Source organism: Luteimonas sp. Soil_N_1 (assembly GCF_057656255.1).
In genome coordinates this window covers 2,119,819-2,138,367 of sequence record NZ_JBDGKS010000001.1, presented here as the reverse complement: position 1 = coordinate 2,138,367, position 18,549 = coordinate 2,119,819, and the positions used below count along the sequence as shown (strand labels likewise).

The window sequence follows — 18,549 nt, the reverse complement described above, 5'->3', positions numbered from 1 at the left end:
CATTCAGCAAAGAATTCGCACACTCCGATCCAACGTCACACCGAACCCCGAGGTTCTCCCGCATGCGCCCGATGATCCGTCATTCCCGCTGGTTCGCCGCCGCTGCCGTGCTGATGGTGGCCGGCATCGCCCAGGCCGCCGACGCGCGCCCGCAGCTCGAGCAGTTCACGCGTGGCCTCAAGGGCCTCGAAGCCCAGTTCACCCAGCAGGTCGCCGATGGCAACGGCCGGGTCAAGGAAACGTCCAGCGGCACGCTGGCACTGTCGGCGCCGCGTCTGTTCCGCTGGGAATACGTGAAGCCGTATCCACAGCTGATCGTCGCCGACGGCCGCACGGTGTGGGTCTACGACCCGGATCTGGAGCAGGTCACGCGCCGCTCGCAGGGCAGCGAGGAGCAGGACAGTCCGCTGGCCGCGCTGATCGACCCGTCGAAGCTCGACCGCGACTTCACTGTCGCCGAGGCCGGCAGCGCCGGTGGTCTGAACTGGCTCGAGCTGCGTCCCAAGCGCGCCGAGAACGCCGCGTTCGAGCGCGCACGTCTGGGCTTCGGCAGCGACGGCAGCCTGTCGCGCATGGAAATCCACGACACACTGGGCCAGCGTACGACCATCGGTTTCAGCGGCTGGCAGCGCAATCCCACGTTCGCCGCCGATACCTTCCGTTACACGCCGCCGGCGGGTGTGGATGTGGTGGGCGAGGAATAAATCTGTCGCGTCCCGCGTTGCGGGATGCGCGAGACTCGCATCGAGCGGCCGCCTTCGGGAGGCCGTTCGCGTTTGCGGGATCCGGGGCCCGGCGCGTGCTGGAGAACGGCTAGAGACCCGGTTCGCCGACCTGCCGGATCGGCGTGAATGCCGGCAGCACGAGCCGGTAGCCGTAGGGCGCATCTTCGGGTTGGCGGCCACCGGGACGCGGGCGACCGACTGCCACCGTGCCGCACGCGTCGACATCCTGGCAGGCCCAGAACTGTCCGCGTTCGGCGGTGATGTCGATCGACATCGGGGCCAGATCGCGGAGATGGGCCGTCATCGGTGTCTTGCCTGCGAATGGACTCGCGGGATCGCCCGGGGGGCGTCGCATCGCGTGGAGATTGCCGACGACCACGACGATGCGGCCTGCGGGCAGGGCGTCATACGCGCGCCGGAGGACATGGGCCATCGCGGCTTCGCAGTTCCCGCGCGCATGACACTCTGCGCTGCGCGGATCGAACGGCACGATCGCGACATCGCGTCCAGCGCTGCGCAGCGCGCCGATGCGCTGCACCAGCAACAGCACGTCTTCGCTGCGGCGGCCATCGCTCTGGTCGGGCGACAGCGCCCACCACGGCCGTTGCCGCAGACCGTCGATCAAGGCCTCCGTGCCGCCACCGGCCACCACCTCGCGCATCGCCGGATGCTCACGCGCGGGAATCTCCAGCGCGAGCAGGACCGGTCCGGACGTGCTCCAGCGTTCGACCAGATCGCCCGCCAGCAGCGGAATCTCGCGGGTGCCGTGCATTTCACCGAGGACCACGAGCCGATGGTCGCCGCTTTCGCGGAACAGCGTGTCGACCGCATCGCGGCGCCAGTCCGCGGCAGCCGTCGTCGAAGCGGCGAGCAACAGAAGACCGGCGAGCCACTTCAGTTGCAGCGTTGCGGTTGTGATCACGTCCGTGTGTCGCAATATCGTCATCCCGGCACTCCGTTGCAGTCCCAGGTCACAGGTTAATCGCGTGCCCCGTTCCCGCCCATCCCGCGCCGACACCGGTGACCTGCTGCAGGTCGACCGCAGTGCGATGCGTCCGCTGGCCGAGCGCATGCGGCCGGCCAGGCTCGACGAGATGGTCGGCCAGCGTCGTCTGGTCGCAGAAGGCACCGCGCTGCGGACGGCCGTCGAGGCCGGCAAGATCCATTCGATGGTGCTGTGGGGGCCGCCGGGCTGTGGCAAGACCACGCTGGCGCTGCTGCTGGCGCACTACGCGGACGCCGAGTTCAAGGCGATCTCGGCGGTGCTGTCGGGTCTGCCGGAGGTGCGCCAGGTGCTGGCCGAAGCCGCGCACCGCTTCGACGGCGGGCGCCGCACGGTGCTCTTCGTCGACGAGGTGCACCGGTTCAACAAGACCCAGCAGGACGCGTTCCTGCCGCATATCGAACGCGGCACGATCGTGTTCGTCGGCGCGACCACCGAAAACCCGTCGTTCGAACTCAACTCCGCGCTGCTGTCGCGTTGCCGCGTACACGTGATGGAGTCGGTGTCGCCCGACGACATCCTCGAATCGCTGCACCGTGCGCTGGCCGATGCCGATCGCGGACTGGGCGATCGCGGGCTGCGGATCGCCGACGATCTGCTGCGGCTGATCGCGGTGGCCGCCGATGGCGACGTGCGACGCGCACTGACGCTGCTGGAAATCGCCGCCGAACTGGCGGGCGAGGGCGGCGAAGTCACCGGCAGCACGATCGAACAGGTGCTGGCCGACCGCACGCGCCGTTTCGACAAGGGCGGCGAGCAGTTCTACGACCAGATCTCGGCGCTGCACAAATGCGTGCGCAGTTCGAATCCCGATGCCGCGCTGTACTGGCTGACGCGCATGCTCGATGGCGGCTGCGATCCCGGTTATCTCGCCCGGCGCATGACGCGCATGGCGGTGGAGGACGTCGGTCTGGCCGATCCGCGTGCGCTGCAGATGTCCATCGATGCCTGGGAGACTTTTGATCGTCTCGGCAGCCCCGAAGGCGAACTCGCGCTCGCGCAGCTGGTGATCTATCTGGCCAGCACCGCGAAATCCAACGCCGGCTACATGGCCTTCAACCAGGCCAAACGCGACGTGCGCGAATACGGCACGCAGGACGTGCCGATGCATTTCCGCAACGCGCCGACCAAGCTGATGAAGGAACTCGGCTACGGCACCGGCTACCAGTACGACCACGACACCGAGGACGGCATCGCGCTCGACCAGACCGCGTTTCCGGACGCGATGGGCGAGCGGATCTACTACCAGCCGGTCGCGCGCGGCATGGAGATCAAGCTCAAGGACAAGCTCGACACCTTGCGCGCTGCGCGTGCGGAAGCGATCCGCAAGGCCCGCGAGGCCGGCGACGACTGATCGTCTGCGGATTTCCTGACGGCCGGTCCGGCATGCGGCCGAAGTGCTGCAGGTATTCGCACGATGGTGCAGGCAGACGCCCACGCGCAGGGTCGTAGACGGTTCTTCCCCGAAGGAAATGCCGATGCGGATCTGCCTGTGCCTGCTGCTGTCCGTCGCGTGGCCGGCGGCCGCGCAGTCCGTCCACAAATGCGTCGATGGCGGAGGTGGCCACAGCTACCAGTCGCAGCCCTGCGCCGATGGCGAAGCCGTCCGGACATGGGCGATCGAGGTGCAGGAGACGTCCGCGGCGAAGGTCACACAACGTCCGGCGACGACGCCGTCGACGCCGCGACGTGGATCCGCTCCGGTCCGGCAGGGCCGGGCACCCCGTGCGTCCACCCCCAGGCGTGACGATCAGCACACGCGCTGTCTGGCCGCTCGCGCGAACCAGGACAAGGCCTTGCGCAGGCTCGGCATGCAGCGCCGCTACGACGACCTGCAACGCCTCAACGACCGGGTATCGGCGGTCTGCAACCATCGCGGACGCGGGTGAGCCATCAGGCGATCAGGGATTGCAGGGCCGGTTGGTGCCTTCCCAGCCGTTGGGCAGGCGGCGGATGACCTGGCCGCCGGCGCAGCGCTCACCGGCGGCCAGCGGTGTCGAACGGTAGGCCACCACCTGTTCCGGTGCCGTAGCCGCGATGGCGGCCGGCTTCGGGTATTCGTAGATCACGCGCTGGGGTGAGGGGAGGTGGCCGGGTTGCGGGAAAGCAGCGGTCGCATCGCCATCGCTGCGGCTGGCGTGCAGCCACGCCGCATTGGACGCGACCAGCAACGCCAGCAGTACGGTGGCCGTGATCTGCCAGGTCGAACGCCGCCAGCGGGCGGGGAACAGGAACACCTTGCGTTGCCGGTCCACGATGCGCTCCGGAGTCCAGACAGACTGGATCCGATGCTAGGTGCCCGACGGTGGGCGCGACCACTGGGGACAACCCTGTAAACGTTCTTGCGCGCATCCGTCGGTGATCCATGGCGCGCGCGGCAATGGGCACTTGCATGAACCGGTCAGGCGCAGTGCGGCTGTCATCGGGATCCCGGGAAGCCGCGGCAGTGGGTGGGTCCTGGGACCGATGGCGCATTGCGTTTCGAAGGTGTACAAATGTACACCATGAGCGATCTGTCTCCCCAGCGTGCCGCCGTCCTCGAATTCCTGCGCGAGCGCATCGCCGCCGGTGCGCCGCCGAGCCTGGCCGAAATCGCTGCGGCCTTCGGTTTCGCCTCGCGCAATGCCGCGCAGAAGCATGTGCAGGCGCTGGTGTCGGCCGGACTCGTGGAACTGCAGGCCGGCCAGAAGCGCGGGCTGCGGCTGCCGGGGCAGGGCGACCGCATGGCCGCGTTGCCGGTGCTCGGGCGCGTGGCCGCGGGTGTACCGATCGGTCCGGACACCGGCAGCGATCGCGTGCTGTGGCTGGACCGCAGCCTGTTTTCGCTGCGCCCGGATTACCTGCTGCGGGTCGAGGGCGATTCGATGATCGACGACGGCATTCTCGAAGGCGATCTCGTCGGCGTGCACCGCAGCCGCGATGCACGCGACGGCCAGACCGTCGTCGCGCGGCTGGACGATGCCATCACCATCAAGCGGCTCGAACACCGCGAAGGCGGCGTCCGGCTGCTGCCTCGCAATCCCGCGCATGCGCCGATCGTGGTCGCCGCCGATGCCGACTTCGCGATCGAAGGCCTGTATTGCGGTCTGGTGCGGCAGGGCTGACATGGCGCCGGCGCTCCAATCGCTGGATGCCCTGCTGGCCGCGCGAACGGTGTGGTCGGCCGGGCGCGGCACGCGCTGCGCCGACATCGGTCAGCCGACCGGACATGCCGCGCTCGATGCCGCGCTGCCGGGCGGTGGCTGGCCGCCGCGTGCATTGACCGAACTGCTGCTGCCGGCCGATGGCGTCGGCGAAATCTCGTTGCTGTTCCCCGCGCTGTCACGCATCACCGCCGCCGGTGGACGCGTGGTGCTGGTCGCGCCGCCTTGCATTCCCTATGCACCGGCTTGGCAGGCGGCAGGCGTGCGGCTGGACGCGCTGGATGTCGTCGAGGCATCGCCTGCCGATGCGCTGTGGGCGTTCGAGCAATGCCTGCGCAGCGGCGCCTGCGCGGCGGTGCTGGGCTGGCCGGATACCGGCGATGCCCGGTTGATGCGGCGCCTGCAGGTGGCGGCCGACAGCGGTGATTGCCATGCCTTCGCACTGCGCGACCGGCGCCACGCGGCGAATGCATCGCCGGCGGCATTGCGGCTGGAGTATCTGCCCGAGGTGCAGGCCTGGCAGGTGCGCAAATGCCGCGGCGGGCAGGTGCCGTCGCAACCGCTGCGATTGGCGAGCTGAATGCTCCTGCGATGCTCTGGGCCTGTCTTCTCCTGCCGCAACTGGCGCTCGACGCCGTTCTCCGTCGTCTGCCGGATCCCGACGCACCGTTCGCGCTGGTCGAAGGGCCTGCGCAGCTGCGCACGCTGCACAGCGTCAACGACGCGGCCGGCACGCACGGACTGAAAGCCGGCATGCGCCTGTCGGCGGCGCATGCGCTGCTGGCCGATGTGCGCACGCAACCGCACGATCCACTGGCCGAATCGACGGCGCATCGTTTTCTGGCCGCCTGGGCGTATCGCCACAGTTCGCTGGTGAGCCAACAGTGGTCGCGCGCGATCGTGCTCGAAGTGCAGGCGAGCTTCCGTCTGTTCGGGCCATGGTCGCAGTTCGAACGCACGCTGCGCGAGGAACTGTCGGCGCTGGGTTTCGCACATCGCATCGCGCTCGCGCCGTCGCCGACCGCCGCGCGCGTGCTGGTGGGTCTGCGCGATGGCTTCGCGGTGACCGGCGCGGCGGAACTGTCGGCGCTGCTGGATCGCACGCCGGTGCGCCGTGCCGCATTGCCGGGCGATGCCGGCGAACGCCTGTACCGCATGGGCGTGCGCACGCTCGGCGCCTTGCGTGAATTGCCGGGTGCGGGTGTGCAACGCCGGTTCGGCGCGGATGTACTGGCGCACGTGCACAGGCTGTATGGCGAGAGCGATGATCCGGTCGCCTGCTACACGCCGCCGGACCGCTTCGACATGCGCGTCGAGCTGGGTTACGAAGTGGAAGCGCATCCGCCGCTGCTGTTTCCGCTGCGGCGCCTGATCAACGACCTGTGCACGTATCTGTCCGCGCGCGATGGTGGTGTGCAGCGTTTCGTGATCGGCCTGGAACACGAAGAAGGCAGTACCGACGTCGAGGTCGGCCTGCTCGCGCCCGAGCGCACGTCTACGATGCTGTTCGAACTCGCGCGCAACCGGCTCGAACGCACCGAGATCGCCAGGCCCGTCGTCGCGATGCGCCTGCTCGCGCGCGAGCTGCCGCCGTTCGTGCCGGCCGCGCGCGATCTGTTCGATACCCGTCCGCAGCAGGCGCTCGACTGGCCGCATCTGCGCGAACGTCTGCGCGCACGGCTCGGTGACGATGCGGTCTATCGCGTGACGCCGGCCGGTGATCCGCGCCCCGAACGCGCATGGTCGCGCCGCATCGGCGATGGCGGCGGCGCGATTCCGGATGCACCCGCGCGTCCGCCGCGTCCGGCCTGGCTGCTGCCACAACCGGTGCCGCTGCACGACGCCGGCCTGCGTATCGTGTCCGGGCCCGAGCGTCTGGAAAGCGGCTGGTGGGACGACGCCGACGCGCGCCGCGATTACTACGTGGTCGAAACGCGCGAGGGCCAGCGCGGCTGGGCCTTCGTGCCGCCGGGCCGCTTCGACGGCTGGATGCTGCACGGCTGGTTCGCATGAGCTGGGACGATGCGATCGACGGTGTCGACCGCGACACGCCGGGCAGCCATGTGCCGCGTGCGCTACGCGTTGCCGGGCGCCTGCGCGCGGCCGCGAACGACGACGTCGCCCACGACACCCGCGACGATCAGCCTGCGTATGCAGAGCTGCACTGCCTGTCGGATTTCTCGTTCCTGCGCGGCGCGTCCAGCGCGGAGCAGCTGTTCGCGCGCGCCGTGCACTGCGGCTACAGCGCGCTCGCGATCACCGACGAATGCTCGCTCGCCGGCATCGTGCGCGGGCTGGAGGCGTCGGAGGAAACCGGACTCAAGCTGATCGTCGGCAGCGAGTTCCGGCTCATCGACGACACGCGTTTCGTGCTGCTGGTCGAAACCCGTGCGGGTTACGCGCAGCTGTGCGCGCTGATCACCCGCGGCCGCCGCGCCGGCACCAAGGGCCAGTACCGGCTCTCGCGCGCGGATGTCGAAGCCGAGTTCCGAGGGAAAACATCTGGGGTGTTCGCCGTGTGGCTGCCCGGTGCGACGCCCGACACGGGGCGGGGCGCCTGGCTGCGCGACGTGTTTCCCGAACGGACGCATCTGGCCGTGGAACTGCACCGCGAATGCGACGATGCCGAGCGCCTGGCCACGTTGCTGGCACTGTCGCGCACGCTCGGCATCCCTGCCGTCGCCAGTGGCGACGTGCACATGGCGACGCGGCGCGAACGCATCCTGCAGGACACGTTGACCGCGATTCGCCACACCACACCGATCGCCGATTGCGGCGAGCACCTGTTCCGCAACGGCGAACGGCATCTGCGTTCGCGGCGTGCACTCGGCAACATCTACGGCGCCGCGCTGATGCAGGCCGCCGTCGATCTCGCGGCGCGCTGCAGTTTCGGCATGCGCGAACTGCATTACGACTATCCGATCGAGCTGGTGCCCGATGGACATACGCCGACGACGTGGTTGCGTGAGTTGACCGAGCGCGGTCTCCATGTGCGCTGGCCCGACGGTCCTTCGGCCAAGGTGCGCGAATCGATCGAGAAAGAGCTCGCCTTGATCGAATACAAAGGTTACGAAGCGTTTTTTCTGACGGTGGCGGATGTCGTCGCGTACGCGAGGGGGGAAGGGATCCTGTGTCAGGGGCGCGGTTCTTCCGCTAATTCTGCGGTGTGCTACGCACTCGGCATTACTGCGGTGAATCCCGATGAGGCCCGACTTCTAATGGCCCGTTTCATCTCCAGAGATCGCGACGAGCCGCCCGATATCGATGTCGACTTTGAACACGAGCGACGCGAGCAGGTCATCCAGTACGTCTACAACAAATACGGCCGCGAGCGTGCTGCACTAGCAGCGACGGTCATCAGCTATCGCGGCAAGAGCGCAGTGCGCGATGTCGCCAAGGCCTTCGGTCTGCCCCCGGACCAGATCGCACTGCTCGCCAATTGCTACGGTTGGGGCAACGGCGATACGCCGATGGAACAGCGCATCAGCGAGGCCGGGTTCGATCTCGACAATCCGCTGATCGGCAGAATTCTCGTGATCACCGAGATGTTGCGCGACCAGCCGCGTCACCTGTCGCAGCACGTCGGCGGTTTCGTGATCTCCAACGAACCGCTGTCGCATCTGGTGCCGGTCGAGAACGCGGCGATGGACAACCGCACGATCATCCAGTGGGACAAGGATGATCTGGAAACCATGAAGCTGTTGAAGGTCGATTGCCTCGCGCTGGGCATGCTGACCTGCATCCGCAAGACGCTCGATCTGGTGCGCGGCCAACGTGGGCGGACGTTCGAGATCGCAAACTTGCCGGGCGAGGACCCTCAGACCTACGACATGATCCAGATCGCCGATACCGTCGGCGTGTTCCAGATCGAATCACGCGCGCAGATGGCCATGTTGCCGCGGCTGAAACCGGCGCGTTTCTACGACCTGGTGATCGAAGTCGCCATCGTGCGACCAGGGCCGATCCAGGGAAATATGGTGCATCCCTACCTGCGGCGTCGACAGAATCCCGAAGAGATCGTGTATCCGTCCGAGGAAGTGGCAGAGATCCTGGAACCCACACTCGGCGTGCCGCTGTTCCAGGAGCAGGTCATGGAACTGCTGATCAAGGGCGCCGACTACACCGACAGCGAAGCCGACAACCTGCGGCGTTCCATGGCCGCGTGGCGACGCGGCGGCGACATGGAGCCGCACCGACTGCGTGTGCGTGAGCGCATGACCAGAAAAGGCTACGACCCGGGTTTCATCGAGCAGATCTTCGAGCAGATCAAAGGCTTCGGCTCTTACGGCTTTCCACAGAGCCACGCCGCTTCGTTCGCGAAACTGGTTTACGCCAGTTGCTGGCTCAAGCGGCACGAACCAGCGGCCTTCGCCTGCGGCCTGCTCAATGCGCAGCCGATGGGGTTCTACTCGCCGAGCCAGATCGTGCAGGACGCCCGTCGCGGCAGTCCGCATCGCGAACCCGTGGAGGTGCTGCCGGTCGACGTGATGGTCAGCGATCGCGATTGCACGCTGGTCGGCGGGCGTCCGTGGTGCAGCGACGCCGATCCCGGCACGCAGCCCGACATCCGGCTCGGCTTGCGTCTGGTGGCCGGGTTGTCGGAAACGATGGCCGACGCGATCGTCGCCGCACGCGCGCGCCGTCCATTTTCCAGCGTCCAGGATCTGTGCCTGCGCGCCGGTCTTGATGAGAAGGCGCGCAGCGTGCTCGCCGAATCCGGTGCGCTGGCGTCGCTGGCCGGGCATCGCAACGCGGCGCGTTGGGCCGTCTCGGGCATCGAACGGCAACGGCCGCTGCTGCCGGGCAGTCCCGACGAAGACGAGGTCGAACTTCCGATGCCGCGTGCGGGCGAGGAAATCCTGTCCGACTACCGCAGCACCGGTCTGACGCTGGGTCAGCATCCGATGGCCTTGCTGCGCGCACAGATGGTCGAGCGCCGGATCATCGGCCTGCGTGATCTGCAGCATCGCCGGCACGGCAGTGGTGTGCATGTCGCGGGCCTGGTCACCCAACGCCAGCGCCCGGCGACGGCCAAGGGCACGATCTTCGTCACGCTGGAAGACGAGACCGGAATGATCAACGTGATCGTCTGGCCCCACCTCGCGTTGCGGCGCCGTCGCGCATTGCTGGAGTCACGCCTGCTCGCGGTCCGTGGTCGCTGGGAGCGCGTGGACGGCGTCGCGCACCTGATCGCCGGCGACCTGCAGGACCTCAGCGGCATGCTCGGCGGCATGCAGCTGCCGTCCCGGGATTTCCACTGAGGTCCGTTTCCGGAATTGGCTCTTCCAATTGTTATGTTGTAACTTTTGCGGCCGTCTCCCACGCCGCATGCAACAGGACCCCGATGTCGCTGTATCACAGGATCGCCGAGCTGCAGGGCGATCGCCCCTGGGGCGCCATGCTCGATTCGGGCACCGGCCGCAACTCGATGCGCTGGCTGCTGTCGCTGGACACCGACCGCTGGACCGCCGTTACCGGCGCCGCCTCGATGGCACGCCAGACGGAGACAGAAGTGGGCACGCGCAAGCGCGAAGTCGATCGTCTGGTCGTCGGCAACTGGCTCGACCCGATGCTACTTGCCGGCGAACGCTACGACACCGTGCTCGCCGACTACCTGCTGGGTGCGATCGAAGGATTCGCGCCGTACTGGCAGGACCAGCTGTTCGCACGCCTGCATGCACTTGTTGCGCCGGGCGGCCGGCTCTACGTCGTCGGTCTGGAGCCCTACGTGCCGCAGATTCCGGACGCACTGGATGCGGCCGGCAGCCTGGTCACGCGCATCGGACGCCTGCGCGATGCCTGTCTGCTGCTGGCCGGCGACCGCCCGTATCGCGAGTACCCGGCCGACTGGACGCTGCGGCAGATCGAACGCGCGGGCTTCCGGGTCCTGCATGCCGAACAGGTCCCGATCCGCTTCGGCACACGCTTTGTCGACGGACAACTCGACATGTGCGGACGCGTGCTCGAGCGCGTGGCGGACCGCCAGCTCGCCGCTGCCATGCACGCGCATGCACAGGCGCTGCGCATGGAGGCGCACCTGCGGATCGCCGAGGAAGGCGGTCTGCGGACCGGTCGCGACTATGTGATTGCGGCCGAGCCGCTCTGAAGGCGCCGCGCCGGCGCGCGAATGCGCCGACGCTTGCTGCTGACACGCGATGGCCGAGGCGTCCGTCGCGCGGGCGACACCGCGTCAGCGCGGCAACGGATCGGTCGGCTCGTCCACCGGCGGCGTGCGCTCGCCGCGCACGCGCATCGCGTTGCGCTTGGCCCACAGGTTCAGCATCTCGACCGCGGCCGAGAAACCCATCGAACCGTAGATGTAGCCCTTGGGCACATGCACGCCCAGGCCGTCGAGCAACAGGTAGGCACCGATCAGCACGATGAATGCCAGTGCCAGCATCTTCACCGTCGGGTTCGCGTCGATGAACTTGCCCAGCGGCTGTGCCGCCAGCAGCATCACCGCCACCGCCAGCAGGATCGCGCAGACCATCACCGGCACGTAGTCGCCGGCCATGCCGACCGCGGCGATCACCGAATCCAGCGAGAACACGATGTCGATGACCGCGATCTGCGCGATCACCGCGCCGAACGAAGCGGTCGCCTTGCCGACCGTGCCGTGCGCTTCACCGTCCTCGCCCTTGAGCTGCTCGCGGATCTCCATCGCGCCCTTCACGATCAGGAACAGACCGCCGAGGATCAGCACCAGATCGCGGACCGAAATACCGCGTCCGAACAGTTCGAACAGCGGCTCGGTCAGGCCGGCCAGCCAGGCCAGCATCAGCAGCAGGCCGATACGCGTGATGCACGCGACCGCGATACCGAACTTGCGCGCGAACTCGCGCTGCTCGACCGGCAGCTTGGCCACCGCGATCGAGATGAAGACCAGGTTGTCGATGCCCAGCACGATCTCGATCGCACTGAGCGTGATCAGCAGGATCCAGACCTGCGGGTCGGTAATCAATTCCATCATCGGTGACACGTCCTCAGTGGGGTTTGGGCAACGCGGCGGCCATCAGGCGCGCATCGGAGCACGCAGGATCTGACGGCGGCGTGTGGATCAGATGGAGCCGGAGGTGGGTAGCGGGGCCGGCACGTTGAGCTGTCCGCCCGAGGCGACATAGGCGGCGAGCGCCTGGCCCTGGCTCAGCAGATGCTGCTCCATCGTGCGGCCGGCGGCGTCCGCATCGCGCTTGCGGAAGCAGTCCATCAGCGCACGGTGTTCGGCCAGCGACTGCGCCGTACGACCGGGCGTCAGCAACTGCCGGCCGCGGTGCATCTTGAGGATGCGATGCAGATCGTGGGTGATGCGGATCAGCCACGGGTTGCCCGCGTAGCGCTGCACGGTCTCGTGGATCACGTAGTTGTTGCGGTAGTACTCGGCGATGTTGCCGGTCTCGACCGCCGATTCCATCGCCGCGTGCAGGCTTTCCAGCAGCGCGAGCCCGGCGTCGTCGAGATTGCGCACCGCCTCGTGCGCGCAGCGGCCCTCGAGCATCGCCATTACCGGGAACAGCTGGTTGAGATCTTCCAGCGTCAGACGGGTCACGCGACTGCCGCGGCCTGCATCGATCTGTACCAGGCCTTCGGAGGCCAGCAGCTTCAGCGCTTCGCGCAGTGGTGTGCGGCTGATGCCGAGGTGTTCGCACAGCCCCGGCTCGTCGATCCATTCGCCCGGCGGCAGCTGATAGTCGTAAATCAGCTCGCGCACCTGCTCGGCGACTTCTTCGTAGAGCGGTGCACGCTTGCGTGTGGGTGTGGAGCCGATGGCCATGATCTGAGCGGAAATCCAGGACGTTGCAGTGTATCGGGAGTCACGTGCGGTCGGCCCGGCCTGCCGCGGAGGGGCGACAGGCCGGGCGCCGCGTGGCACGCAGGCTTACATCCAGCCCGGCACGACGAACAGCAGCCAGGCCAGCAGCGGTGCGAACGCGACCACCAGACCGCTGTAGATCAGGAACCGTCGGAACAGCGCCTCGCGTTCTTCCTTCGCAGCTGACGCCACCACCAGCGCGCCGTTGGTCGAGAACGGGCTGACATCGACGACTGTCGACGACACCGCCAGCGCGCAGATCACACCGGCCGCGCTCAGATGGCCCTGCATCAGGAACGGCACCGCCAGCGGAATCGTCGCGCCCAGCACCGCGGCAGACGAGGCGAACGCCGACACGATGCCGCCGACGTAACAGACCAGCAGCGCGCCCAGCAGCGGAATGCCGATGCTCGATACGCCGTGGCCGACGAAATCGACCGCGCCCGCGTTCTGCAGCACACCGATATAGGTCACCACGCCGGAGATCAGCAGCACCGTCGACCAGCTGATGCCGTCGACCGCGCCTTTCTGGCTGTTGGGCGAGAGCAGGGCGAGCACCACGGCGACCGTGATCGACACGAGACCGACGTTGAGATCGTAGATGAGCGCGCCGACGCCGAGGCCGGCCAGGCCGATCAGGGTGAACAGCCGCTCGCGGGTCATGCCGACGGCTTCGAGCGCATCGGGATCGTTCGACAGCGTGCCGCCGCCGGCCGACAGCAGTGCGCCGTGGCCTTCGATCGCGAACTGCCGCGACGAGGCCTGCGGGCCGCCGGCGACCGCGAATTCGCCGCCGCCCGTCGTCGCCGCCATCGTCACCGAACCGCGGCGCAGCAGCGAAATGCCACCGAAGGCGAAGAAGCAGATCACGCCCATCATCAGGTTGAAACCGAGGCTGGTCAGAAACACCGCCATCTCGGTGACTTCGAGCCCGGCCTTCTGCACGACGCCGTTGGTGATGCTGCCGTAGACGCTGATCGGCGAGAAACCGCCAGCCTGCGCGCCATGGATCACCAGCAGGCCCATCATCAGCGGATTGATCTTGTACTGCTTGGCGAAGCGCAGCGCGACCGGACCGATAATCGCGACCGCTGCCGGACCCAGCGCACCGAACGCGGTGAGCACCGCGGTGACCACGAACATCACCCACGGAATGGCGACGATGCGTCCGCGCACCGCGCGTACCGCCCAGTGCACCAGCAGATCGATCGTGCCGTTCTTCTGTGCGATGGCGAAGAGATACGTGATGCCGACGAGGGTGAGGAACAGATCGCCCGGAAACCCGGCGAGCACTTCCTTGCCTTCCATGCCGACGAAGAGGCCGCCGATGATGAAGGCGAGCGCGAACGCGACCGCGCCCATGTTGATGGGCAACGCGGTGGCGACGATGAACATGATCACCAGACCGATGATCGTTGCGATTTGTGGACTCATGCGCCCTCCCAGACACCTGACTCGGCTACGACACGGATGGAAGCCCGCCATCCCGGGTCAACGCTCCTACTTGCGGTGCCGCACCCTCATTGCATCCGGCCCAGCGCGGCGTGCACCCAATCGGCAGCACCGTCCAGACTCCGGAACTCTTCGACCGCGCGCACTTCGCAGCACGGATACGCGGGCGCGACCATGCGCGCGAGCGCATTGCCGGGACCCAGTTGCAGGAACACGCGCGCGCCGCGTTCGAACGCCTGGCGCATGACTTGCGCCCATTCGACGGTCTGCGCGAGCTGAAGCGACAGCGTGCGTTCGACGGCGGCGCGGTCGCGTACCGCACGCGCATCGATGCCGGCGAGTACCGGCAGCGTCGGCATCTGGATCGAGGCTTCGGCGAGCACCTGCGCGAATCCGCGCGCGGCGTCTGCGAGCAAGGGCGTGTGCGCTGGCACGTGCACCGGCAACGGACGGACTTCGGCGCCGCGCGCGGTCGCGGCATCGGCCAGTGCCCGCAGCGCATCGAGACGTCCGCCGACGACGAAGTGATCGGATCCGTTGGCGATGGCGATGTGCGTGTCGTGCGCGGTGCACAGGGCCTGCAATGGATCGCGCTCCAGGCCGAGTACGGCCTGCATGCCTGCATCTGATGGGCTGGCGTCGTCCATCAACCGGGCGCGCTGCGTCGACAGCGTGAGGCAGGTCGGCGCATCGAAGCTGCCGGCAATCGCATGCGCCGCCAGTTCGCCGATGCTGTAGCCGGCGACCAGCAGGGGCGTCGGCACACGGTCGCGCAGGCCTTTCCAGTGGGCGAGGCTGGCCGCGCACAAAAGTGGCTGCGCATTGGCGTTGTCGAAGCGGTCGTCGGCTGCAGCGGCGCTGTCTACGGTGCGACCGAGCACATCCGCAGCCGCCTCGAGAATCGATTGCGCGGCGGCCACGTCACGCACGCGATCGAACATCGCGGCGTGTTGCGCGCCTTGGCCGGGGCAGAGCAGGGCGAGACTCATACGGCCTCCTGCTGCAGCAGGAACCAGCTGCAGGCCAGCAGGTCGGCGCTGCCGCCGGGGCTGAGCCGGCGCGCGGCGAATGCGTTGCAGATCGACTGCAGACGGGCGCGCCAACCGGGCGCGAACGCGCCGCCGTCGTCGATGAATCCGGTCGCCTGTTCGCGCGCCCACTGCAGGCCTTCAGCACCGCCGCGATGCAGCAGGTTGAGATCGTCGACGTGCGCGATGAGGTGCATCAGCGTGTGGCACAGCCCTGCTTCGCGAGACAGGCCGGCGCCCAGTGCATGACGCAAGGTCGGCAGCGCGAGCGTGCGCAGGATCGGATAGCCGGCCGCCGCCTGTTCGCGGACGCCGGCGACACGATGGCGCGCACGTGCACGCTGGCCGGGGCTGTGCGGATCGAGCGGCGCGGCATCGAGCGCATGCGCCCAATGCCGCACGCCATCACAGACCTGCTCGCCAGTCGGTGTAGTGCCGGATGCCTGTCGATGCGACGCAGCGGATGCGACCAGCAGGCCGAGACTGAAGATCGCGCCCCGATGCGTGTTGACGCCACCGGTCGCGCGCAGCATCGCAGTCTCGGCCGCGATGCCGTGCTGCCGCAGCACCTCGAAGTCCTCGCCGCGCGCGCCTGCGGATGCAATCGCGCGGAAGTAATGCCGCAGCGCGAACAGACTGCGCAGGAAAGTGCCGGCATCCATGTCGTCGTGGCTGCCGGTGTCGAACGGGGTCACCAGTCCGGGTTTCAGATCGCAGGCGAGTTCGGCATGCAGGCTGGCGATCGCGAGCCGGCCCAGACGTGCGCTGTCGATGTCGACGCAGGGCGTGGAGACGCTGCGCGCGACGGCGTTCATGCGGCCACGTCCTGCGCGGCAAACAGACGCTCGCGATATTCCAGCATCGCGCCGTCGATGCGCTTGACCAGCACCTGGCGCGTCCCGCCGGCGTATTCGCGCCAGTGCACGGCGCTGCCGTCGGCCAGACACAGCTCACCGTCGACACGCTTGCCGGTTTTCGATTCCCAGGCCAGCAGACGTGCGACGAGTGCATCGGCCTGCGCGGCGTCGTCCACCGTCCACAGTAGATCGATGTCCGAACGTGCATGCACGTAGGCCAGACCGGTCAGCGCCTGCCAGGCGAAGGCGCCGAACACGCGTGCCGGCTGGAGGGCATCGAGTGCGGTCATCGCATCACGCCAGTCGTCGGGCAGGCGCGCATCCAGTCGTGTGATGGCATCACGCAGGCCCAGCGGCGACTGGTGACAGACCACATGCTGCATCGGCACGCGCAACGACAGGCGTTGCTTGCTTTCGTTCGGAGGCAGTGGCACGCCGAGGCGCACGCGCGGATCGGGATCGCTCGCAGTGCGTCGTGCGACGACCGCGGGGAATCCGTGCGCGAACCATGCCGTCAGGCGCGATTCGTGTGCGGCCAGGTCGGCCTGCCAGTCGGCGTCGGCCGACAGCCAGACCAGCGTGTGGCGGGCGAGCCGCTCAGGCATCGCCGTTGGCCACCGCGGCTGCAACGAGGGCCGAGAGCGTGCGCCCGCCACGTTCGGCGCCCAGCACCGCGCGGCGATCGCCGTCAGCCGGCGTGCGCAAGGCCTGCAGCAGCGCCTGCGCGAGATCGCCGTCCCATACTGATTGCACCGCGCCCATCGCCACGTAGTTCTCCACACCGGGCGCGAACACCGGCGAGGTACGACTCAGGGCCTGCAGTTTTTCCAGCGGCTGTTTGGTCACGCGCGCCATCGCGCGCAGATCCATCACGCGCACCTGCGCATCGGGCAGGGCGTGGATGTGGTCGGCCATCAGCCCGAACGACAGGAAGCCGCCGCTGACCGATTCGCCGTAGACCAGGGTCACCAGCATCGCGCCGCGTCGCCGCGCGAGATCCAGTGTCTGCGCAAGATGCGCGAAGTAACCGTTGATACCCAGCAGTTCGTCGCGACGCGCGAGGCGCTGTCCGGCGGTATCGACCAGCATCACGATCGGTCGCTGCGGATGCGCGGCGGTGCTGGCGAGTACGGTGTCGGAGAGCGCCAGCGCATGGTCGACGCCGACTTCGATCTTGTCGGTGGTGCCGATGACGGTGACGTCGCCATCGTCGGTGGTCGCGTGCCCGGTCAGGACCGAGTCATTGATCGCGATGGCGTGGCCGCGCGGAAACAGCGCGTCGAGCAGCGTTTCGAGCGGCGCGGTCATGGCAGGCTCCGGTTCGCGGTGGCAGCGAGGAAGGCGTCGGTCTCGAGCAGCGGCAGGCGGTCCGGATCGGCAATGCCCTGCAGCGTCCAGATCTCCAGCCCGTCGCGGCAGTCGCCCCAGGCCTGCGCGCGTGCTGCCAGCGCGGTGTGGCGTGCCTGCAATGCCGCGAGTGCATCGTCGGTATCGATGCTGGCCGTGTCCGGCTGCAGCGCATCGAACGCCGCCTGCGCGAAGGCCTCGATCGCATCGGGCACCAGCATCTGCGCCTGATCGATCAGATAGCGATGCTTGCCGCCCGTGACGCGCCAGACCAGGGCGCGGTCGCGCGAGTCGAATTCCTCCACGCCGCGCACGGTCTCGATCACTTCCGGGCCCGACAGCGACAGACGGCCTTCCTCGGACATGATCACCGTCGTGCAGCAGCGGGCGACGATGCCCATGCCGCCGAATGCACCATTGCCACTGCCGATCAGGGCGACCACCGGCACGCCGGCCGCACGCACGGCGAGCGTGGCGCGCATGATTTCGGAGATCGCGATCAGGCCCGCATTCGCTTCGTGCAGACGCACGCCGCCGGTGTCGAGCAGCAGCAGGACGCCGTCGGGCTTCTGCGCAGCCGCACGACGCAGCAGGCCGGTGAGCTTGGCGCCGTGCACTTCGCCGACGCCGCCGCCCATGAATTCGCCCTGCTGCGCGGCGACCAGTACGGACCTGCCGCGCAAGCTGCCCGCGCCGACGACGATGCCGTCGTCGAACGCCGCCGGCTGGTCGAGCTGGGCCAGATGCGGACTCATCGCGCGATGCGTCGGTCCGAGAAATTCGACGAACGAATCCGTGTCGAGCAGACCGGCGATGCGTTCGCGCGCATCGGCCTCGTAGAAGCTGTGTCGGCGCGCGAGGCTCATGCGCGGCTCCCGGCATGCAGGGTTTCGACGGCCTGGTCGAGACGCAGGCTCACGACGGCGGGTGTGGCGCCGGCATCGTTGATCGACACGCGCACGTCGCGCAGCGGATGGCGCCGGGCGAAGTCGGCGATCACCGCCTGCCAGATCGTGCCGAAGCCCTGCGCCGCGGTGACGATGCGCACGGTCAGCGCGCCGTCCTGCGTGGCCGGTTCCAGCAGCACTTCGAGATTGCCCGAGGCGAGCACGCCGACCAGCACCGCATCGCCGGCGAAGCGGACGGACGTCGTGCCATCGAATCGATAATCGAGGGTTTCCATC

19 protein-coding genes are annotated in these 18,549 nt (G+C 68.1%); 8 read left to right on the top strand and 11 right to left on the bottom strand.

The window, feature by feature from the left end; translation table 11 throughout:
- The first annotated feature begins 71 nt into the window (after positions 1 to 71).
- Entirely contained in the window at positions 72 to 704 is a 633-nt protein-coding gene (gene lolA, locus AC3A4E_RS09880; protein WP_487631311.1) for an outer membrane lipoprotein periplasmic chaperone LolA, read from the top strand.
- Between the two features lie 109 nt (positions 705 to 813).
- Here the strand turns inward: lolA and AC3A4E_RS09875 are convergent, their stop codons facing one another.
- The gene (locus AC3A4E_RS09875) at positions 814 to 1,647 is read right to left on the bottom strand and encodes a calcium-binding protein (RefSeq protein ID WP_487631310.1); all 834 of its coding nucleotides are present in this window, start codon (positions 1,645 to 1,647) and stop codon (positions 814 to 816) included.
- Between the two features lie 127 nt (positions 1,648 to 1,774).
- On the opposite strand from AC3A4E_RS09875, the gene AC3A4E_RS09870 reads away from it, so the two are divergent.
- Both AC3A4E_RS09870 and AC3A4E_RS09865 read left to right on the top strand, forming a co-directional pair.
- On the top strand, positions 1,775 to 3,082 hold the full coding sequence (locus AC3A4E_RS09870) for a replication-associated recombination protein A (protein WP_487632046.1): 1,308 nt from the start codon (positions 1,775 to 1,777) through the stop codon (positions 3,080 to 3,082).
- Between the two features lie 124 nt (positions 3,083 to 3,206).
- Complete coding sequence (locus AC3A4E_RS09865; RefSeq protein WP_487631309.1) at positions 3,207 to 3,617, top strand: DUF4124 domain-containing protein; 411 nt, start codon at positions 3,207 to 3,209, stop codon at positions 3,615 to 3,617.
- 12 nt (positions 3,618 to 3,629) lie between these two features.
- Here the strand turns inward: AC3A4E_RS09865 and AC3A4E_RS09860 are convergent, their stop codons facing one another.
- Positions 3,630 to 3,983 carry a hypothetical protein gene (locus tag AC3A4E_RS09860; protein WP_487631308.1) on the bottom strand — a complete coding sequence of 118 codons (354 nt, stop codon included), beginning with the start codon at positions 3,981 to 3,983 and terminating at the stop codon, positions 3,630 to 3,632.
- A gap of 249 nt (positions 3,984 to 4,232) precedes the next feature.
- Between AC3A4E_RS09860 and lexA the strand changes: the two genes are divergently transcribed.
- From lexA to AC3A4E_RS09835, 5 genes are all read left to right on the top strand, one after another.
- A complete protein-coding gene (gene lexA, locus AC3A4E_RS09855; RefSeq protein ID WP_487631307.1) occupies positions 4,233 to 4,832 on the top strand; it encodes a transcriptional repressor LexA in 600 nt (199 codons plus the stop codon).
- Position 4,833: 1 nt separating this feature from the next.
- Complete coding sequence (gene imuA, locus AC3A4E_RS09850; protein ID WP_332077258.1) at positions 4,834 to 5,451, top strand: translesion DNA synthesis-associated protein ImuA; 618 nt, start codon at positions 4,834 to 4,836, stop codon at positions 5,449 to 5,451.
- Between the two features lie 11 nt (positions 5,452 to 5,462).
- Entirely contained in the window at positions 5,463 to 6,884 is a 1,422-nt protein-coding gene (locus AC3A4E_RS09845; protein ID WP_487631306.1) for a Y-family DNA polymerase, read from the top strand.
- Positions 6,881 to 10,132 carry an error-prone DNA polymerase gene (locus tag AC3A4E_RS09840; protein WP_487631305.1) on the top strand — a complete coding sequence of 1,084 codons (3,252 nt, stop codon included), beginning with the start codon at positions 6,881 to 6,883 and terminating at the stop codon, positions 10,130 to 10,132. The genes AC3A4E_RS09845 and AC3A4E_RS09840 overlap by 4 nt, the downstream gene beginning before the upstream one ends.
- Before the next feature lie 83 nt (positions 10,133 to 10,215).
- Entirely contained in the window at positions 10,216 to 10,977 is a 762-nt protein-coding gene (locus tag AC3A4E_RS09835) for a class I SAM-dependent methyltransferase (RefSeq protein ID WP_487631304.1), read from the top strand.
- Positions 10,978 to 11,061: 84 nt separating this feature from the next.
- On the opposite strand, the gene AC3A4E_RS09830 is transcribed toward AC3A4E_RS09835, so the two are convergent.
- From AC3A4E_RS09830 to mdcC, 9 genes are all read right to left on the bottom strand, one after another.
- On the bottom strand, positions 11,062 to 11,841 hold the full coding sequence (locus tag AC3A4E_RS09830) for a TerC family protein (protein ID WP_487631303.1): 780 nt from the start codon (positions 11,839 to 11,841) through the stop codon (positions 11,062 to 11,064).
- Positions 11,842 to 11,928: 87 nt separating this feature from the next.
- Positions 11,929 to 12,642 carry a GntR family transcriptional regulator gene (locus AC3A4E_RS09825; protein ID WP_487631302.1) on the bottom strand — a complete coding sequence of 238 codons (714 nt, stop codon included), beginning with the start codon at positions 12,640 to 12,642 and terminating at the stop codon, positions 11,929 to 11,931.
- Between the two features lie 105 nt (positions 12,643 to 12,747).
- Positions 12,748 to 14,115: an SLC13 family permease gene (locus tag AC3A4E_RS09820; RefSeq protein WP_487631301.1), complete on the bottom strand. Its 1,368-nt coding sequence runs from the start codon at positions 14,113 to 14,115 to the stop codon at positions 12,748 to 12,750.
- An 86-nt stretch (positions 14,116 to 14,201) separates the two neighbouring features.
- Positions 14,202 to 15,122 carry a malonate decarboxylase subunit epsilon gene (gene mdcH / locus AC3A4E_RS09815; RefSeq protein WP_487631300.1) on the bottom strand — a complete coding sequence of 307 codons (921 nt, stop codon included), beginning with the start codon at positions 15,120 to 15,122 and terminating at the stop codon, positions 14,202 to 14,204.
- Positions 15,119 to 15,976 (bottom strand): triphosphoribosyl-dephospho-CoA synthase MdcB, encoded by an 858-nt coding sequence (gene mdcB / locus AC3A4E_RS09810; protein ID WP_487631299.1) that lies wholly within the window; start codon positions 15,974 to 15,976, stop codon positions 15,119 to 15,121. Before mdcB ends, mdcH begins: the two co-directional genes overlap by 4 nt.
- Complete coding sequence (gene mdcG, locus AC3A4E_RS09805; protein WP_487631298.1) at positions 15,973 to 16,623, bottom strand: malonate decarboxylase holo-[acyl-carrier-protein] synthase; 651 nt, start codon at positions 16,621 to 16,623, stop codon at positions 15,973 to 15,975. The genes mdcB and mdcG overlap by 4 nt, the downstream gene beginning before the upstream one ends.
- Entirely contained in the window at positions 16,616 to 17,326 is a 711-nt protein-coding gene (mdcE, locus tag AC3A4E_RS09800; protein WP_487631297.1) for a biotin-independent malonate decarboxylase subunit gamma, read from the bottom strand. The genes mdcG and mdcE overlap by 8 nt, the downstream gene beginning before the upstream one ends.
- Entirely contained in the window at positions 17,323 to 18,231 is a 909-nt protein-coding gene (locus AC3A4E_RS09795; protein ID WP_487631296.1) for a biotin-independent malonate decarboxylase subunit beta, read from the bottom strand. The genes mdcE and AC3A4E_RS09795 overlap by 4 nt, the downstream gene beginning before the upstream one ends.
- On the bottom strand, positions 18,228 to 18,548 hold the full coding sequence (mdcC, locus tag AC3A4E_RS09790; RefSeq protein WP_487631295.1) for a malonate decarboxylase acyl carrier protein: 321 nt from the start codon (positions 18,546 to 18,548) through the stop codon (positions 18,228 to 18,230). Before mdcC ends, AC3A4E_RS09795 begins: the two co-directional genes overlap by 4 nt.
- Between the last annotated feature and the right edge of the window lies 1 nt (position 18,549).

Excerpts from the sequence above, each read along its gene's own strand:
- AC3A4E_RS09865 (WP_487631309.1), top strand. The coding sequence starts at position 3,207 with ATGCGGATCTGCCTGTGCCTGCTGCTGTCCGTCGCGTGGCCGGCGGCC.
- AC3A4E_RS09820 (WP_487631301.1), bottom strand. The coding sequence starts at position 14,115 with ATGAGTCCACAAATCGCAACGATCATCGGTCTGGTGATCATGTTCATC.
- AC3A4E_RS09845 (WP_487631306.1), top strand. The coding sequence starts at position 5,463 with ATGCTCTGGGCCTGTCTTCTCCTGCCGCAACTGGCGCTCGACGCCGTT.
- AC3A4E_RS09830 (WP_487631303.1), bottom strand. The coding sequence starts at position 11,841 with ATGATGGAATTGATTACCGACCCGCAGGTCTGGATCCTGCTGATCACG.
- mdcC (WP_487631295.1), bottom strand. The coding sequence starts at position 18,548 with ATGGAAACCCTCGATTATCGATTCGATGGCACGACGTCCGTCCGCTTC.
- mdcG (WP_487631298.1), bottom strand. The coding sequence starts at position 16,623 with ATGCCTGAGCGGCTCGCCCGCCACACGCTGGTCTGGCTGTCGGCCGAC.
- imuA (WP_332077258.1), top strand. The coding sequence starts at position 4,834 with ATGGCGCCGGCGCTCCAATCGCTGGATGCCCTGCTGGCCGCGCGAACG.
- lexA (WP_487631307.1), top strand. The coding sequence starts at position 4,233 with ATGAGCGATCTGTCTCCCCAGCGTGCCGCCGTCCTCGAATTCCTGCGC.
- AC3A4E_RS09825 (WP_487631302.1), bottom strand. The coding sequence starts at position 12,642 with ATGGCCATCGGCTCCACACCCACACGCAAGCGTGCACCGCTCTACGAA.
- AC3A4E_RS09835 (WP_487631304.1), top strand. The coding sequence starts at position 10,216 with ATGTCGCTGTATCACAGGATCGCCGAGCTGCAGGGCGATCGCCCCTGG.
- mdcB (WP_487631299.1), bottom strand. The coding sequence starts at position 15,976 with ATGAACGCCGTCGCGCGCAGCGTCTCCACGCCCTGCGTCGACATCGAC.
- mdcE (WP_487631297.1), bottom strand. The coding sequence starts at position 17,326 with ATGACCGCGCCGCTCGAAACGCTGCTCGACGCGCTGTTTCCGCGCGGC.
- AC3A4E_RS09840 (WP_487631305.1), top strand. The coding sequence starts at position 6,881 with ATGAGCTGGGACGATGCGATCGACGGTGTCGACCGCGACACGCCGGGC.
- lolA (WP_487631311.1), top strand. The coding sequence starts at position 72 with ATGATCCGTCATTCCCGCTGGTTCGCCGCCGCTGCCGTGCTGATGGTG.
- mdcH (WP_487631300.1), bottom strand. The coding sequence starts at position 15,122 with ATGAGTCTCGCCCTGCTCTGCCCCGGCCAAGGCGCGCAACACGCCGCG.
- AC3A4E_RS09870 (WP_487632046.1), top strand. The coding sequence starts at position 1,775 with ATGCGTCCGCTGGCCGAGCGCATGCGGCCGGCCAGGCTCGACGAGATG.
- AC3A4E_RS09795 (WP_487631296.1), bottom strand. The coding sequence starts at position 18,231 with ATGAGCCTCGCGCGCCGACACAGCTTCTACGAGGCCGATGCGCGCGAA.